This window comes from Paenibacillus zeisoli (genome assembly GCF_003994465.1).
Taxonomy (GTDB): domain Bacteria; phylum Bacillota; class Bacilli; order Paenibacillales; family Paenibacillaceae; genus Fontibacillus; species Fontibacillus zeisoli.
Map to the genome: position 1 here is coordinate 1 of NZ_RZNX01000013.1, position 15453 is coordinate 15453.

12 protein-coding genes are annotated in these 15453 nt (G+C 47.5%); 4 read left to right on the forward strand and 8 right to left on the reverse strand.

From position 1 onward, the window contains the following. Nucleotides 1-582: 582 nt before the first annotated feature. From EJP77_RS18875 to EJP77_RS18890, 4 genes are all read right to left on the reverse strand, one after another. Nucleotides 583-1530, reverse strand: coding sequence for a carbohydrate kinase family protein (locus EJP77_RS18875; RefSeq protein WP_127200821.1), 948 nt, complete (start codon nucleotides 1528-1530; stop codon nucleotides 583-585). A gap of 12 nt (nucleotides 1531-1542) precedes the next feature. Beyond that, nucleotides 1543-3003, reverse strand: coding sequence for a glycoside hydrolase family 32 protein (locus EJP77_RS18880; RefSeq protein ID WP_127200822.1), 1461 nt, complete (start codon nucleotides 3001-3003; stop codon nucleotides 1543-1545). A 220-nt stretch (nucleotides 3004-3223) separates the two neighbouring features. After that, on the reverse strand, nucleotides 3224-4201 hold the full coding sequence (locus tag EJP77_RS18885) for a LacI family DNA-binding transcriptional regulator (RefSeq protein WP_127200823.1): 978 nt from the start codon (nucleotides 4199-4201) through the stop codon (nucleotides 3224-3226). A gap of 247 nt (nucleotides 4202-4448) precedes the next feature. After that, nucleotides 4449-7124, reverse strand: coding sequence for an adenosylcobalamin-dependent ribonucleoside-diphosphate reductase (locus EJP77_RS18890; protein WP_127200824.1), 2676 nt, complete (start codon nucleotides 7122-7124; stop codon nucleotides 4449-4451). 356 nt (nucleotides 7125-7480) lie between these two features. Between EJP77_RS18890 and EJP77_RS18895 the strand changes: the two genes are divergently transcribed. From EJP77_RS18895 to EJP77_RS18905, 3 genes are all read left to right on the forward strand, one after another. Continuing rightward, on the forward strand, nucleotides 7481-9229 hold the full coding sequence (locus EJP77_RS18895; protein WP_127200825.1) for a DEAD/DEAH box helicase: 1749 nt from the start codon (nucleotides 7481-7483) through the stop codon (nucleotides 9227-9229). A gap of 6 nt (nucleotides 9230-9235) precedes the next feature. Next, nucleotides 9236-10264 carry a YqhG family protein gene (locus EJP77_RS18900; RefSeq protein WP_127200826.1) on the forward strand — a complete coding sequence of 343 codons (1029 nt, stop codon included), beginning with the start codon at nucleotides 9236-9238 and terminating at the stop codon, nucleotides 10262-10264. Nucleotides 10265-10424: 160 nt separating this feature from the next. Further along, nucleotides 10425-11372 carry a hypothetical protein gene (locus tag EJP77_RS18905; protein ID WP_127200827.1) on the forward strand — a complete coding sequence of 316 codons (948 nt, stop codon included), beginning with the start codon at nucleotides 10425-10427 and terminating at the stop codon, nucleotides 11370-11372. Nucleotides 11373-11430: 58 nt separating this feature from the next. Here the strand turns inward: EJP77_RS18905 and EJP77_RS18910 are convergent, their stop codons facing one another. Beyond that, complete coding sequence (locus tag EJP77_RS18910; protein ID WP_127200828.1) at nucleotides 11431-11652, reverse strand: YqzE family protein; 222 nt, start codon at nucleotides 11650-11652, stop codon at nucleotides 11431-11433. Between the two features lie 256 nt (nucleotides 11653-11908). Between EJP77_RS18910 and EJP77_RS18915 the strand changes: the two genes are divergently transcribed. Further along, the gene (locus tag EJP77_RS18915; RefSeq protein ID WP_246021948.1) at nucleotides 11909-12541 is read left to right on the forward strand and encodes an N-acetylmuramoyl-L-alanine amidase family protein; all 633 of its coding nucleotides are present in this window, start codon (nucleotides 11909-11911) and stop codon (nucleotides 12539-12541) included. On the opposite strand, the gene EJP77_RS18920 is transcribed toward EJP77_RS18915, so the two are convergent. The 3 genes from EJP77_RS18920 to EJP77_RS18930 all read right to left on the reverse strand — a co-directional run bounded on the left by EJP77_RS18920 (nucleotide 12528) and on the right by EJP77_RS18930 (nucleotide 15337). Next, complete coding sequence (locus tag EJP77_RS18920; RefSeq protein ID WP_127200830.1) at nucleotides 12528-13418, reverse strand: divergent polysaccharide deacetylase family protein; 891 nt, start codon at nucleotides 13416-13418, stop codon at nucleotides 12528-12530. The genes EJP77_RS18915 and EJP77_RS18920 overlap by 14 nt on opposite strands. Nucleotides 13419-13511: 93 nt before the next feature. Continuing rightward, nucleotides 13512-14672, reverse strand: coding sequence for an MFS transporter (locus EJP77_RS18925; RefSeq protein WP_127200895.1), 1161 nt, complete (start codon nucleotides 14670-14672; stop codon nucleotides 13512-13514). A 110-nt stretch (nucleotides 14673-14782) separates the two neighbouring features. Then, complete coding sequence (locus EJP77_RS18930; protein ID WP_127200831.1) at nucleotides 14783-15337, reverse strand: MarR family winged helix-turn-helix transcriptional regulator; 555 nt, start codon at nucleotides 15335-15337, stop codon at nucleotides 14783-14785. Nucleotides 15338-15453: the final 116 nt, after the last annotated feature.

Below are 15453 nucleotides of genomic sequence, written 5' to 3' on the forward strand. Positions count from 1 at the left end.
CTTATAATATATCATGTTAGCAACCATGTTGGCAACTCTTAATTTTTACCAATTCGGAATGAAAATCCGAAAGTTAATAAAAATCAGAAATTTTTCTCGAGCCTAATGTGATACTTTATCGGGCCGGAATAAGAATATAACACACCTGCCAACGTTTCTACAACAGGTGAATACTTCCATTTCATCAAGTTCAGCAACCTTATATAAACGTGTTGGCGGCTTAAACCAGCTTGCTTTCAACTTTACGATTGGCAACACCCCAAAAAGCGAACGCCCGATGTTTATTGCTATGTACTCTACACTGACCGGATTAACCTCGTTAATTGGTCCGTTAGCTGGAGGTGGGATCTACGCCTGGATGACGTCGTGGCCTTCCTAACTGGACTGGTTCGAGCTGTACGGGTTCCCGGCCATAACCGGAATGGTGATGCTGCTTCTGGCCTTGACGCTTGGGCGGCGTATTTTGTGGAAGAGCTAGTTAAGAGCGGATGAGACTGTTAACTCTGTAACAAGTGAATAACATGTCGTTTTGTTAATCAAAAGACCCCTGGAAATCTAAATTTCCAGGGGTCAAGCTTAAGCTTAACCTGACTCTACTTCCTTCAGTGTCGGCAGGCCCGGTATTGCTCCTGTACGGGTAGTCGTAATGGCCGCAGCCTTGTTAGCAAAGGCTAACATTCTCGAAGCTGCCTCAGGCTTAATGCTTTCATCGAAATCATGCATCTCACTTATTTGGTACAGAAGTGCTCCAATAAATGCGTCCCCTGCCCCTGTAGTATCAATAACATCTACTTTCACACCAGGCTCAGACACCTCGAAGCTGCGCGTATACCATACCGCCCCTTTAGCTCCTCGCGTATATATAATATGTTGCACGTCTCCTACGAACAAGGATGCAATGGCTTTATCCTCATCCTGTATCCCCGTTATAAATTCCAGTTCCTCATCACTGATCTTGATCATATGGCTAAGCGGAAGGAACTCAAGGATGGTCTGTCGACAGCTCTCGGCATCATTCCAGAGCGGCAATCGTACGTTAGGATCAAAGCTGATGAACGCTCCGGCTTCCTTAGCAAGAAATATAGCTTTTAAATGAGCATATTTAACGGGAGCCTCGATCAGATCGACAGAGCAGAAATGCAGAATATCCCGCTCATTGAACCATGCCCCAATCTCGTTCTCGTTCAGCAGCATATCCGCGCTGGGACTGCGGTAAAAGGAAAAGTCCCGGTTGCCATCCGCCTTTAAGCTGACAAACGCCAGGGCCGTATTGGCTTCTTTCGTCTGAATTACACGGCTGGTATCTACTCCGGCATTCTGCATGGTCGCTATGAGGAAATCTCCGAAGGCATCAGCACCGAGCTTACCGATGAAGGCACTTCCACCGCCAAGACGTGAGACGGCACAAGCGACATTTGCGGGTGCTCCTCCCGCTGCTTTACGAAAGCTCTCTACTTCCTTTAGCTCCACTCCTATTTGATGGGGAATAAAATCAATAAGTGCTTCTCCCATGGTGAATACGGTCGGCATGTTTGTTCCTCCTTATTGAATTTCCCATTTATAAAGGGAGGCAAGCTTGGCAGTCCCCTTGGCAAATGCCTGAATCCCTAGCGAATGGGGTCCAGGATAGATACGTGCTGTTACTACGTGTTCTCCATCGCCGATGAAAACCTCAACCGAGGATTTATCAACAAATATACGCAGCTTCAGGTGTCCTTCATGAAGACGGACGTGAACGCGCCGCTCACCACCAGGACCCACTCCTGAGTGATCTCTATTCAAGCTGAATACTCGCTCACCGGGACGATAGGACAACACCGTCTCCTCCTCGGCTCCAACTCGTAATTTCAATCCAAACTCCACTGAATCACCTGCTTCGAACTCGGTCATGAGCTCATAGCTGTCGCCAGAAGTCTGAATGTCGATAACCTGATCAAGTATTACATCGTGCAATTCAAAAAGATTACTCCGGTAATTCTCGATTTCTTCAACAGGGCTAAACAGTATTCGGTTCCCTTGCAGCTCTGCCTTGCGAGGCAGACTCATAGCACCCGCCCATCCATGCCCTTCCTGCGAAGGCATATCGCTCTCCCACATATCCATCCATCCGACTATAATTCTGCGGCCTCGGTCATCCAGCATGGATTGAGGTGCGTAGAAGTCAAATCCGTGATCAACCTGGGCAAAAGCTTCACTATGAAACTTACCCGTCCCGGAATCGAACTCCCCAACACAATACATGGTGGAATGAAGGTTCCGGTATTCTTCTCCTTGAGCCGGCATCCGCTGCGGGGAGAGCATGAAGATGTCTTTATTTTCGAGCTGGAACAAGTCCGGACACTCCCAGTTATCGCCGAAGCGCCCATCACTCGATGCCAGCACATTCACAAATGTCCATTTGTACAGATCATCAGATTTATATAGAAGAACCAGTCCATTCCCCTTGCCATCATTTGAACCGAGAACCACATTATACTGCCCATTCTTCATGAATACTTTGGGATCACGAAAATCCTTCTGACTTACTCCTGCTGGAATCTCATCGTATCCAATAATGGGGTTGCCATGCCACTTCTCAAAGTTCACTCCATCCTCCGAAACAGCAAGGCCCTGGGACTGCTTGTAATCCCGATCTTTGTCTGGTCCCGTCACTACATGGCCTGTATATAAAAGCATCAGGTGGCCATCTTTCTCAATTGCGCTCCCGGAAAAACAACCGTCCCGATCAAACTCCCCGTCAGGAGCTAAAGCTACCGGGAGATAATCCCACCTAATCAAGTCCCTGCTTACTGCATGTCCCCAGTGCATCGGTCCCCACACAGGCTTGTAGGGATAATGCTGATAAAAGAGATGGTACTGCCCTTTATATTGAATAAAACCGTTAGGATCGTTCATCCATCCGTATTCCGCCATCAGATGATAATTCAGTCTATAGTCTGTCCGAAGCAAGTGCTTAGATTCCTTGATGTACTCATCTGCCTTGCTCTTGGTATATTCACTCATCTGTGTAATAGGTCATCCTCCTACCCAAGTACTTTTCTAAAAGGCGTTAATTAACAAGAATAGGATCAGAATTCATCGTTAAAACGCTTACATTTCGAAGTATAGGTTACCCTTTTATTATATGTCAAGCCTTTGACATATTGATTGTAAGAAACAGCTACATATTAAATAAAGTGTCCCTTTATCTGAGGGGTTCATCAAATTCAGAAGTTACTTAAATTCAAGAAGTAGACCGCTCTATCAGTTCAACTGGAAGTATATTGTCCGGTTCAAAGGACTCGCCATTTAACTGTTGCTGAATTAACTCTACAGCCAGACGTCCAATCGCTTCAGTAGGTTGTTTGATCGTAGTAATCCCCGGGATAAACCAGGATGCCATATTCACATCATCATAACCTACTATACGAATATCTTGAGGCACTCTCTTCCCTTTGCCTAAGCACTCTCTCACAGCAAAACCGGCAATGATATCACTGCTTGCAAATATACCGTCCACATCGGGGTATGTCTCGAGCATCCGCTGAATGATTTGTTCGTACTGTTGTTGATCGAACACGTTCATATCCGTTTGAATAGTGATATGCCGAACACCATGCTTTTCCGCTGTGTCTTTGAAACCGTCGTTCCGGTAATTTGAGAGCATCTTAAGCTCGAGGTTACCGCAAATATGTACGATATACCGGCAGCCTTTACTAATCAGCAGCTCAGTCGCAAGTACTCCACCCTGGTAATTGTCCGAAGAAATGAAGGGAATCTCGTTGTCTATCTGCCGGTCAAAAGTAACAATAGGTGAATTAAGATTTCGGTATTCCTCTACCTCAAGCGTATGACTGCCCATAATAATCCCATCAACTCTATTGCGTTTGAGCATAGCGATGTAATCTTTTTCTTTGGCAGGATCCATATGAGAGCTGCAGAGCAGCACCTTGAATCCATTCTGATAAGCATAATACTCGATATGGTTGGTCAGCTCACCGAAAAAGGGATGGGCTACACTGGGAATAATAAGACCGATAAGATTGGATTGCTTACGTAAAAGAGAACGGGCGAGCTCATTTGGCTGATAATTAAGCTCTTCCATGGTCTTGTATACTTTCGCCCTTGTCGCCTCACTGATGTATCCCCGGTTGTTAAGCACCCGGGATACCGTGGTAACTGACACACCTGCTTTTAGAGCAACATCATTAATTGTCGACATAACTACCTCGTATTCAACTGACTTATTTTCACCTAATATACCCGATCGTTTAGGGTAAAACAAGCCGCATAAAAGCCCTGTTTAATCGGAAATTCTCATCCTTAAATGGCTATAAATGATATGCAGCAGCGGAACTATTTTCACTAGGGGAACTGGCATCAGAAAAAATGGAGCAGCTGCCAACAAGGCAATCTGCTCCACGTACACTTTCAACAATAGCTATACCTTATAGATATGGATCAAACCATCAAGAACATCTGCTGTATCCACAATTGCTGCAGGTTCGGCAGCCCTCCAAGTTAATCAGCGAAGCTGATCCGCAGGAAGGGCACAGATCTCGGGAGCCTTCCGAGAAGCTTGATGTGTGAGATGTTGCTCCCACTTCCTTCTCATATTCATTGAACAGTTCCTCTACCAGTGCAGCCGGATCCGCTGAGAACTTGCTCTTCTCCTCAAGCATCTCCTGCTGAACATGGGTTTCTAGAGCCTTCGCTACCGCATCTGCAATGGATTCTACCCTGTTCGCGCCAAATCCTATGGCACCTGAGCCACCAATTCCTTTTAGATGCTTAATCAGCAGTTCAACTTTGTGCCCATGGTCCCCGTATCGCAGAAATAAGGAGCACACACGTCCCAAGGCTTCAGCCATGGCGAACACATCGGACCCCGCTTTTCCGACATTCAAGAAAATTTCTGCCGGGATTCCATCCAGGTCATTGATCGTAATATAAGCCATACCGAACGGGGTATTCATCTTATAGGTGGCCCCTCTTAATATTTGAGGTCTGCGCTTATACTGCTTATCCACCACCTTGTTATCAGACAAGGGAACACTGTTCTTGGCTGCTAGATTCTGCTTCAATAAATCTTCAACTTCTTGGCCTTCCAGCTGAACCAAACGGTCCGAAGTTTCAGAGGTCACCTCAGCGGCCCGCTGAGCAATCTTCTGCTCCAGTTCCTTCTCAGCTGCCTGTTCATCCGATTTGTCCTGCTTTTTCTCAGTCTGCAGCACCTGAATGTCCCGGCTTCCATCCCTGTAGATGGTTACTCCTTTACAGCCAAGATCGAAAGCTAATTCATACAACCGCTTCGTATCTTCTACCGTAAAATCAGCCGGACAGTTCGCCGTCTTGGAGATGGAACTATCCACCCATCGCTGAATCGCAGCCTGGGTGCGGATGTGATCTTCTGCGGACAAGTCCATTGCTGTGACGAAATAGTCTGGCAGTTCCTCTCCCGGATGCTCATCAATCCAATCTTGGGCAATAGGCACGAACTGCTCGTCAAAGCCCAGCCGGCTCTGTCTGTAATACTTAAAGGCAAAGTAAGGCTCAATCCCTGTAGAAGTTCCTACCATTGTTCCCGTGCTGCCCGTTGGGGCCTGGGTAATGATCGTTACATTCCGAATACCCTTCGCGCGTACGGATTCGCCAACCTCAGGGAATTCTTTCACCATTTCCTTCATGAATCCGCTTTGTAAGTATTTATCTGCATCAAATGCCGGAAATGCCCCTTTCTCCTCCGCAATATCTGCTGAAGCGAGGTAGGATTCTCTGGCAATGAAGCCGTACAACCGATCCAGGAATTCAAGGGACTCCGCACTTCCATAACGGATCTTAAGCTTAATCATTAACTCGGCTAGCCCCATGGTGCCAAGTCCAACCCGGCGCTCGTTCTTCTGATTCTCCTCATTCTCTCTGAAATGGTATGGCGTCTTATTAATTACGTTATCCAGAAAACGCACCGAATAGCGTGTTGCCCTAGCCAGCTCGTCCCAGGCAACATCTTCGCTTGACTCGTCATAAAATTTAGACAGATTCAGCGCAGATAGATTGCATACTCCCCAGCCGGGAAGTCCCTGCTCACCGCATGGGTTAGTACATATAATCGGATTAAAGTACCAGCTGTTGGACATCTGATTATAATACTCCATGAAGACGACCCCTGGCTCGGCCGATTTCCACGCGGATTCCATAATAATCTCCCAAATCTCACGAGCTTTTACTGTACGGTAATGGACAACTTTTCCGCCGGCGGCTTTCCAGGTATCCAGGTTGCCATCCCATTCGTCATTGTACTTATCGCTAGTTGTATCAGGGAAGACAAGCTCCCAATCCAGATCCTGCTTAACCGCCTGCATGAAGGCGTTACTTATGCATACCGACAAATTCGCATTCGTCACCTGACCCATGGTCTGTTTCACCGTAATGAAATCCAGAATATCCGGATGCCAGTCATTGATCATCAGCATCAGCGCTCCCCGGCGGCTTCCGCCCTGCTCAATGAGTCCGGTAGTATAACTGAACAAGCCTCCCCAGGAGACCGCTCCGCTGGATGAGCCGTTAACCCCTTTAACTACCGCTCTTCTCGGTCTGAGGGAGCTGAGGTTAATGCCCACGCCGCCGCCCCTGGCCATAATCTCGGTCATCTCCGACAGGGTCTCCATAATTCCGCCGCGGCTGTCCTTAGGAGAAGGAATAACGTAACAGTTGAACAAGGTGAGCTCTTCGCTCGCCCCGGCCCCCGCTGCAATTCTGCCGCCCGGAACCAGCTTCCAATCATCAAGAATGGAGCGGAACTTGCCCTCCCATTCCAGCTGAAGCTCAGGTGACGCTTCTACGGATGCCATCGCTTTGGCCAAGCGATCCCACATTTCCTCAGGTGTCTTCTCTATATTAAGGGTAAGTTTCTCGACATCGGTATCCACCGTTTCGCCACTTCGGGTCTTTACGGTTACCCTATTCCCCTGTCTGGCCGTTATTTCTCCTACTTCCTTGGCAGGAAATTTGGGATCATCCTTGGTCAGTACAAGGACCGTATCTCCAATCTTCGCTTCGCTGGGATCCGCATTCTTCCAAGCATAACGATCCAAAAATATTTTTTCACTCAATCCTTCAAGCCGCTTCTGATTCTGTGTATTCATGAAGAATGACCTCCTAGAAACTTAATGAGAACTATATAACTTTTCTACCCAAATATGTACATACCACAACATATTGTGCATAATCATCATCATACTATACAACATATCGGACTATTGTGATTTCCATCATATCTCTAATCCGCCCAGTTCCATCCCACGCCCCTTCTTCAATTGATCTGGTTTATCTCTCAAGTATCCCAAGTTATGAACAGTCCTATTTTCGTCCATACTAACTCTACATCATCTGTTCCAGAAGGAATGAACTTCAAGAAATTTGCTGCGCAATCTTCAATTCAACTCATTCCCAACAAGATCACGATCCAGAATCAACAGCTGAGAAAGGAAGACTCGAGCCTATGAGAATACAACCCGGACCTGATCTTCATCCAAGCATCCAGTTTGACCGAACCTGGTTTGAGCAGTTGGAATCGAGACTTGACCGAGGAGGTCCCTGGGACAACTGGAGCTTATTCTCCCTGGCCATAGAATCAGAAGAAGCGGGACTTGTCACAGAATTTGAGGAAATGCAGTGTTTGAAGCATCTGCATGGACTTGAGCCGCTTCCTCACCAGACGGATACAGCCAGGAAAGTTTTGTTCGAGATGCGGGGCCGTGCCATTCTGGCGGATGAGGTCGGACTTGGGAAGACGATAGAAGCCGGACTTATACTCAAAGAATATTTAATCCGCGGGCTCGTCCGCAAGGTTCTTATACTGGTTCCTGCCTCGCTTGTTCTTCAGTGGGTCAGAGAGCTGAATGCCAAGTTTGGAATCTCGGCCACGGCCCAGAAGAAAGTTCACTCTTGGGATTCCGACATTGTGGTAGCTTCGATGGATACCGCCAAGCGCGATCCACACCGTGAGATTTTGCTGGGACAGGAATATGACCTTGTCATCGTGGATGAAGCACATAAGCTCAAGAATAAGAAGACAACCAACTATCAGTTCATGCTGAAGCTCCGCAAGAAATACTGTCTGCTTCTAACTGCAACGCCCGTACAGAATAATCTGGACGAGCTGTTCAATCTCATTAACCTGCTCAAACCAGGTCAGCTTGGGCGGCAAGGTGACTTCTCGGCTAACTTTGTGCTTGATAAGCGCGTTGCCAAGAATGAGGATCAGCTTAAGGGTGAGCTCTCCAAGGTTATGATCCGTAATCGCCGCGGTGAGGGTCAATTAAATTTCACCAAGCGAATTGTACGGAACGTCCCACTGGAGCTGTCACCAGATGAGAAGGCGCTGTATGACGGAGTGACCTCTTTTGTCAAAAATCAATACCAGGCTTCCGGCGGAAATTTCAGCAGCATGCTCTCACTGGTTACCTTACAAAGGGAAGTATGCAGCAGCCGGGATGCGGTGTTCGTCACCCTCGTCAATTTGTCCAAGAAGCTGGCTCCCGATTCACCGGTCAGAGACCAAATTTGGGAACTCGTGCATGCGATTAAAGCGATCAAGGAGAACACAAAGGCTGAGAAAACCATAGAGCTCATTCGGGAAATGAATGAGAAAGTGATCGTCTTCACGGAATACCGGGCAACCCAGGAGTATCTGCTTAATTACTTCAGGGACCACGGTCTGACGGCCGTGCCTTACCGGGGCGGGATGAACCGCGGCAAGAAAGACTGGATGATGGATTTGTTCCGCGGCCGTGCTGAAGTTATGATTGCCACCGAAGCAGGCGGCGAGGGCATTAATCTTCAATTCTGTCATAACATGATCAATTTCGATCTGCCCTGGAATCCGATGCGTGTAGAACAGCGAATTGGGCGCGTTCACAGGCTGGGGCAGCAGAATGATGTGAAAATATTCAATTTATCTACGAATGGAACGATCGAGGAACACATTTTGAGCCTGCTGCACGAGAAAATTAATATGTTTGAGACGGTAATTGGCAGCCTCGATGTGATTCTGGAACGGTTCGAGAAGAATCATTCGCTGGAGAAGAGCCTGTATAGAATCATGCTTGAATCGGAGAATGAGGAAGATCTTAAGAAGCAGGTCGAGTCACTTGGAAGCTCACTGGATTCCATTAAGCAGGAAGTTACTTTGAATGACACTATTATAGACAACAATGAAGGTAATTTAGAGCAGCTCTTGGGAGGTTGACTATGAATGAGTATGACGACAGAACAGATCCACAAATATGTCCTGACCTACCTGGAGAGCATGGAATGCAATGTAATCGAACAGTCTCCTTACCACGTGACGGTCAAGCTGTCTCCTGAGGCCGATAAAGAGCTTACTGGCCGCCCTTACTATTGGAGCTTTATTGAACGGACGAACGCAGAACCAGAGACGATGTCATTCTTGTTCGTCTTTGACCCCGAGAAATACGAGGAGGCCGAAATCGCCAAGACAGCCCAAGCGAATGATGCACGGAGGGCCGCGCTTCATGCCCAGCTGAATCAGCCTGTTATCTCAGCCGGGGAAGGAACCGTCACCCCATCTCCCTCCCAAACGGAGGACAGCATTCTTGGAAGATACTTCGGTGTTGTACGCCCGCTTCCGAATGTCGGACCTGGCCGAATACACCGGGAGCATTTGCATTTTGGAAGCCCGCGTCTGAAGCAAATTTTCGAGGCAGCCCGTCGTGGAGGCAGCTGTGTGTACTTGTTCGAGGATCCAGGACCTAGACAGCGCTCAACCCTGTTTCCTGCAGCTTACGAGCCGTGGCTCGGCGTTAATTTCAAAGTCGAATTTGCCTGTGATATGAAGCGGGAAGAGCTTCACTTCATGGGAATATCTCTGGTAAGCCGAAAGATAGACTTTCAATTCCATAATCGGCTGAACGGACGATCCCTCCGGCCCAGATTGCCTGAAAATGTACACATAGAGCCCTCATCCATTACCCTTGCTGAAGGAAGAGATGCTCTTGAATCTTCACTTCAGGACAAGCTGCGTGAAATTGACCCGGGCTGGGCAACGGAGGCGTCAGAACGTCTACAAGAGGAGCTTGAATTGATTGATGCCTATTATAATGACCTTCTGCTCGAAGAGGATGAAGAGAAACGCACATCGGCCCACGAACAGTATGAAGCTAGACGCAAGGAGATTCGGTGGCAATATGAACCGAGAATCCTAGTATCTGCTATAAACTGCGGTATCTTTCATCTTAGACAGGAGACTTCCCGGATGAAGTGACCATTATCGATAAAACCCCGCAAAACTAGAAGACCAGTGACAAGCTTGTCCCGACAGGTTGTAACAGTCTTTTGCCAGCCATTTCACTACAATGGGTACACTGAACTTCAAATTACAGGAATGCTAGACACAAACCAAACTTAGGCAGGTGTTGTCATTTATGCAGAGAGGTCTGATTAAGCTCTTTCGTACCAGTGTATGTATGGTACTGGTTTTTGGAGGAATTCAGAGCCTGTCCGGCTCTTACGTTGAAGCAGCTTCTGAGATTCAGATTGCCCAAACAACCAAAGAGGCAGAATCTGAGTTGACTCTCTTTGTTCGAAATATCCTCGGCAGCTTATCGGAGCAGGAACCTTTTGAGGATTGGAAGCAAGCCGAATTTACAGCTGAGCCTCTTGGACCAGGCACCCATGCCTGGTTCATTACGATTCGTCCTGGCGCCTCCCAAAGCGAAGAAGGTTATCTGATAATTGGCGCCAAACCGGGTGGCGGTTATGCATTGATCGAATATGGCCGTGGATCAGGACCTTTATTCTCTGCGAAGTCGTTGGAGCACGCGATAGCCCTGATTAGAGACTTGGGAGAAGAGCGTGACCTCTTGATCCAGAAGCTGTATGCTGGTCCCGCCCTAGCCGAATGGAAGATTAGCGCCAAGGGTTCAACAGAGGAGAGCAGATATTTTGACGCAGTAAGCGGTGAGCTTCTGCCCGAGACGGATATGAGCTGGACGAAGCAGGTGGACTACACGGCATCGCCAGACCCAAGCTTGATCCAAAGTTATAGCCGGGGCATGACTCCAATGAAGACTGTAGTCACTGCACAAGCATTTAATACTTATGAGAACATTTCGTGGATGACTCAAAAGCCACTTAAGATGAATGAAGCCTCTATCATCAAGCAGCTTCAGCTTAAGAAGAAACTTGTCTTTGCCTCCCGAGGTTCAGGCCGCACTTATTCCCTTTCTCTTCCCGTTAACGGGTTTCAGCGCTGGACCCATTCTGAGACCGACAGTCTATATGTATTGTCCAAATCCGGTGGATCGATCCGATGGATCTCCTTAGCATCTTTGGAGAAAATGGGCGGATTCTATACTGTAAATGGTTCCTGACGTCAAAAAAGCTGATCCCTTTACCGGTATCAGCTTTTATCTGTTCTAGGTGAAATCCCTAGATTTCTCGTGAAGACTCTTTCGGTACGCGCGGTTTCATAAGCGGAACCGGTTCACTCTCCCACCACATCTCAATGGCAAAAGGAATCATCCCGAACCATTTACGTACCCACGGCTCACGTTGGTGCTGATGTTCCAGCCTGCGAACTTCCCGGGGTGTCTCCACAAAGTGCACGACTCTCTCGGTAATGATCTTTACAAGTTCATCGCCGCTAGCCATGATAACGATCCCTCCCTTTAAAGAAAAAGGTTACTGACTGCTCCTTGGTCTTATTGTGCTCCGAATTGATTCTTCTTATTCACACTGTGTGTTCACTTTCATCTTTCGCCTTTTGCCCATTACGGACTATGCATCATTTCCAACTCGTTAGACCATGATAAGGTAAAAGAAACCAAAGATAAAGGTGATCATTATGCTGCGAATACTTCCTATGCTTCTATGCATTCCTCTTTTAACCGGTTGGATATCGCCGAGGGTGACACAGGCCCGCCCGGATGATATGGAAAGGCTCTCCCGGCATGCATTTCCGGAGCCCGTAGTGCTCATTGATGCAGGCCATGGCGGAATCGACGGGGGAACCTCTTTCCAAGAAATTCTGGAGAAAGACATCAACCTGGATATCTCGCGCAAGCTGTATCTTCTATTGAAGAGCAAGGGCTATACGGCTGCCTTAAATCGCTCAGAAGACTATGCGCTCAGTGATGAGAATCAGTGGCTGAAGAACCGTTCACGGCATCTCCGCGATCTTGCCCAGAGAAAAGGGCTAAGTGACGAACTGACCACTTCTATCGTGGTAAGTATTCATGTGAACTGGGCAAACAGCCAAAAGAAGCGGGGGCCGCTCGTTCTGCACCAAAATGAAGGGAAAAGCGCATTCCTGGCATGGGCCATTCAGAATGCGCTGAATTCTTTGTACGGCACCCGGTCTTTACCTACGCTCGGCAAGCCGTTTTACTTATTGAATCATATCGGTTACCCTGCTGTCATCGTCGAGACCGGATTTCTCAGCAGCCCTGAAGACAGGGTCATGCTGACCGGATCAAAAGGCCAGATGGACGTGGCTAAGGTAATTGCTGCCGGTATTATGGAGTATTTCACGGAAATATAAAATCCAGCTTCCGCTGCTCCCTGGCCAGATCACTGACCCCTACAAAATCAGCCTCCTGCCTAAGCGTATGAATCGAATTGCGAAGCACAGAGGCTGTTTTCTTCCCACGTGAACCCACGTGACCGATGGTGACGCAGCTGTCATGGCTTTTTAACCATTCAGACACCTTCCCGACCTGCTTGGATATATGCGCGGTGGATGCTACATCATCCAAAAAGATATGATTGTACACCTCAGGAAGTCCTTTTTGTTTACACAGCTTGCCGACAATGGATCTGTAGTTAGTTTTGCTGTCTACGAAGAATAATCCCCGCTCCTTGCAGACATCCAGTACGATAGACATAATGCGCTCATCCGCTGTCACTTTGGATCCCATGTGATTATTGATCCCGACCGCATAAGGCACATTATCAATAGCTGCTTCCACCGCCTTGCGCACTTCTTGATCCGACATTTTGGTCAAGATAGCCCCTGGCCCAAGCCATTCCGGTCTCCCGCGCTTCGGTTCCATGGGCAGATGGAGAAGCACATCATAACCCTTCTCATGAGCCCGCTTGGCATCCTCCTGCGTAGTTTGAAGAAAAGGCATAACGGCCACCGTTAACTTAACAGGCATGGACAAGATCTCATCTGTCCCTTCCATCTTGTTGCCCAGATCATCAATAATGACCGCGAGTTTTTTCTTCGAGTGAGCTTTCGGATTAGCTAGCTTCGTGTCCGGGTTCGCCATAACGGCTGATTTCCTGTCTATATGATGATTATTCTCCGGTAGGGCATAACTGGATACCGGACCTGCCAGAAATCCGCATAACACTGTACCGGTTAACAGCCTGCGGGCAGCTCCTATTAACTTGTTCTTTGATTTATCCTTCGCCATAACCTGATCCTCCTGCCTTAACACACATTGTCCCTACATTGTTTGAACTTAGGGATTCAAATATGTATGGCAAAAAAGGTGCTTTCAGGATGTTTAGCTCCCTCCAGCTTCGAGCGTCGACTTCACCTTAACCAGGCAAGCCGCGAGCAACCCCACACTCAAGATAAGCGCAAGCAGGATAAAGGTGAACGAGAAGCTGCCTAATTTCATAAACTGAATCGATACAATGGGGCCTAAGCTAGTTCCAGCAAATAAAATAAACGTATATACGGACACCGCAATACCTCGCGCTTCTCCGCCCAATTGCCCGATAAGTGACACCAGGGAGGGAACCGCGAGGGCAATTCCAGATACGAAGACCAGAGTCATGAACACCAGCAATAGAAGATTCGGGATCATTCCCAGAGAACTGAGACCAAGTACAGCTAAAGTTAATCCCCCTCGCAGTACAGCAAGAACACCATAACGCCGGGCGAGTCTTCCAGCAAAAGGAGCAACCAGCATACCTAATACCCCGATCGATCGCACATACAGAATTTCATGCGGGTTAAGCCGGAATACGGGGCCACTCAGATAAGATCCGAGTACAGAATACATACTTACAAAAGACATAAGGAGCACAAGCGCAGCGATATAGCTAAACACTAAATTTTTTCGGATAAATACGTTTCTCATCTGCTTGATAGGCTCCCAGATGTTAGCCTGAGGCCGGGCAACCTTCCCTTTAGGCAGAAGCCAGATGATCAATACAGCGGTACACGCATACATAGCAGCAAGCAGATAGAAAACCATATTCCATCCGTACTCCTGACTGACAATGCCAGAAATGACCTGCCCGAGAATTCCAGCCACCAGGAAGCCTGTACTGATGAATCCAATCGTAGTCACCCGCTTGTGTGCCGGAAACATCTCTACAGCATAAGCCAGGGCTACGGGAGAGAAGGTCGCTGCCGCTGCCCCTTGAAGACCTCTAAGAACAAACAGCATCGTTAAGTTGTGAGCCGTTCCTAATAGGAATGAAATCAGAGTCAATGCGATTAGCCCCATAGTTATGACTTGCTTTCGACCATACCTATCCGACAGTGCCCCATATACCAGGCATCCCAATGCAAATCCTAGGGAAAAGATACTGCCCGCTCCCGCTGCTTGTGTTGTCGTAATGCCAAATTCACTCGCAAAAATTGAGATTAGAGGAATAGTTACATATAAACTGCACATCACAGCCATTCCAGACCAGGATAATACCGCTGTCATCCAGGAGTAACTATGTTGATTCCTGAATGTACCTACCGCCTGTTTGATAATAAACACCTCTCTCGACAATTGTATATAGTTAGATAATCTAATCATTAGGTTAAAAAAATTTATCTTCCTACACCCATTTTTCTCTCAACGCTTGCATTTAGTTTAGTTAAAACTTTCTGTAATAAAGCCTGCTCTCCTTGATCCAAATCAGCGATAAATGAAGCGCAAGCTGACCAGAATGTGGGCAGGACCTGTTCAACCAAGCCGCGTCCTTCAGGGGTAATTGTCACATGAACCATCCGGCGGTTATTCTCATCCGCCTTTCGCTGAATCCAGCTCCTACTCTCAAGCCAATCAAGCAGTGCTGTCGCCGAAGCTCGGCGGATACCCAGGCGCTCGGCAATAGCTGAGGGGTTGATCTCTCCATGGTTTTGATGCAGAATTAGCAGCAGCAGAAGGTCTAATTTGCTTTCTGTAATTCCATATGCAGAGAGATCCAAATCCATCTTATCCTGCAGATTATCACCTATCCACAGCAGCAGCAGACCAATATGAGCCGAGGCTTGATCGGTCTCCTCGGAAGCTGTCTTCCCCATAAGCTGCAAGTAAGGCTCTATTCCTAATTTAGGCAGCTGTTTATCAACAGAATATTCCTTTTCAATTTTCTTTCTCATTTAGTCACCTACAATGATTAGATTATCTAACTATGAGTAATATAATGGCTTTTTCTTCTAATTGCAAGCAGTTAATTAAAAATCAGGCCGCAGGAAGATATGTCTGATTGGCACGT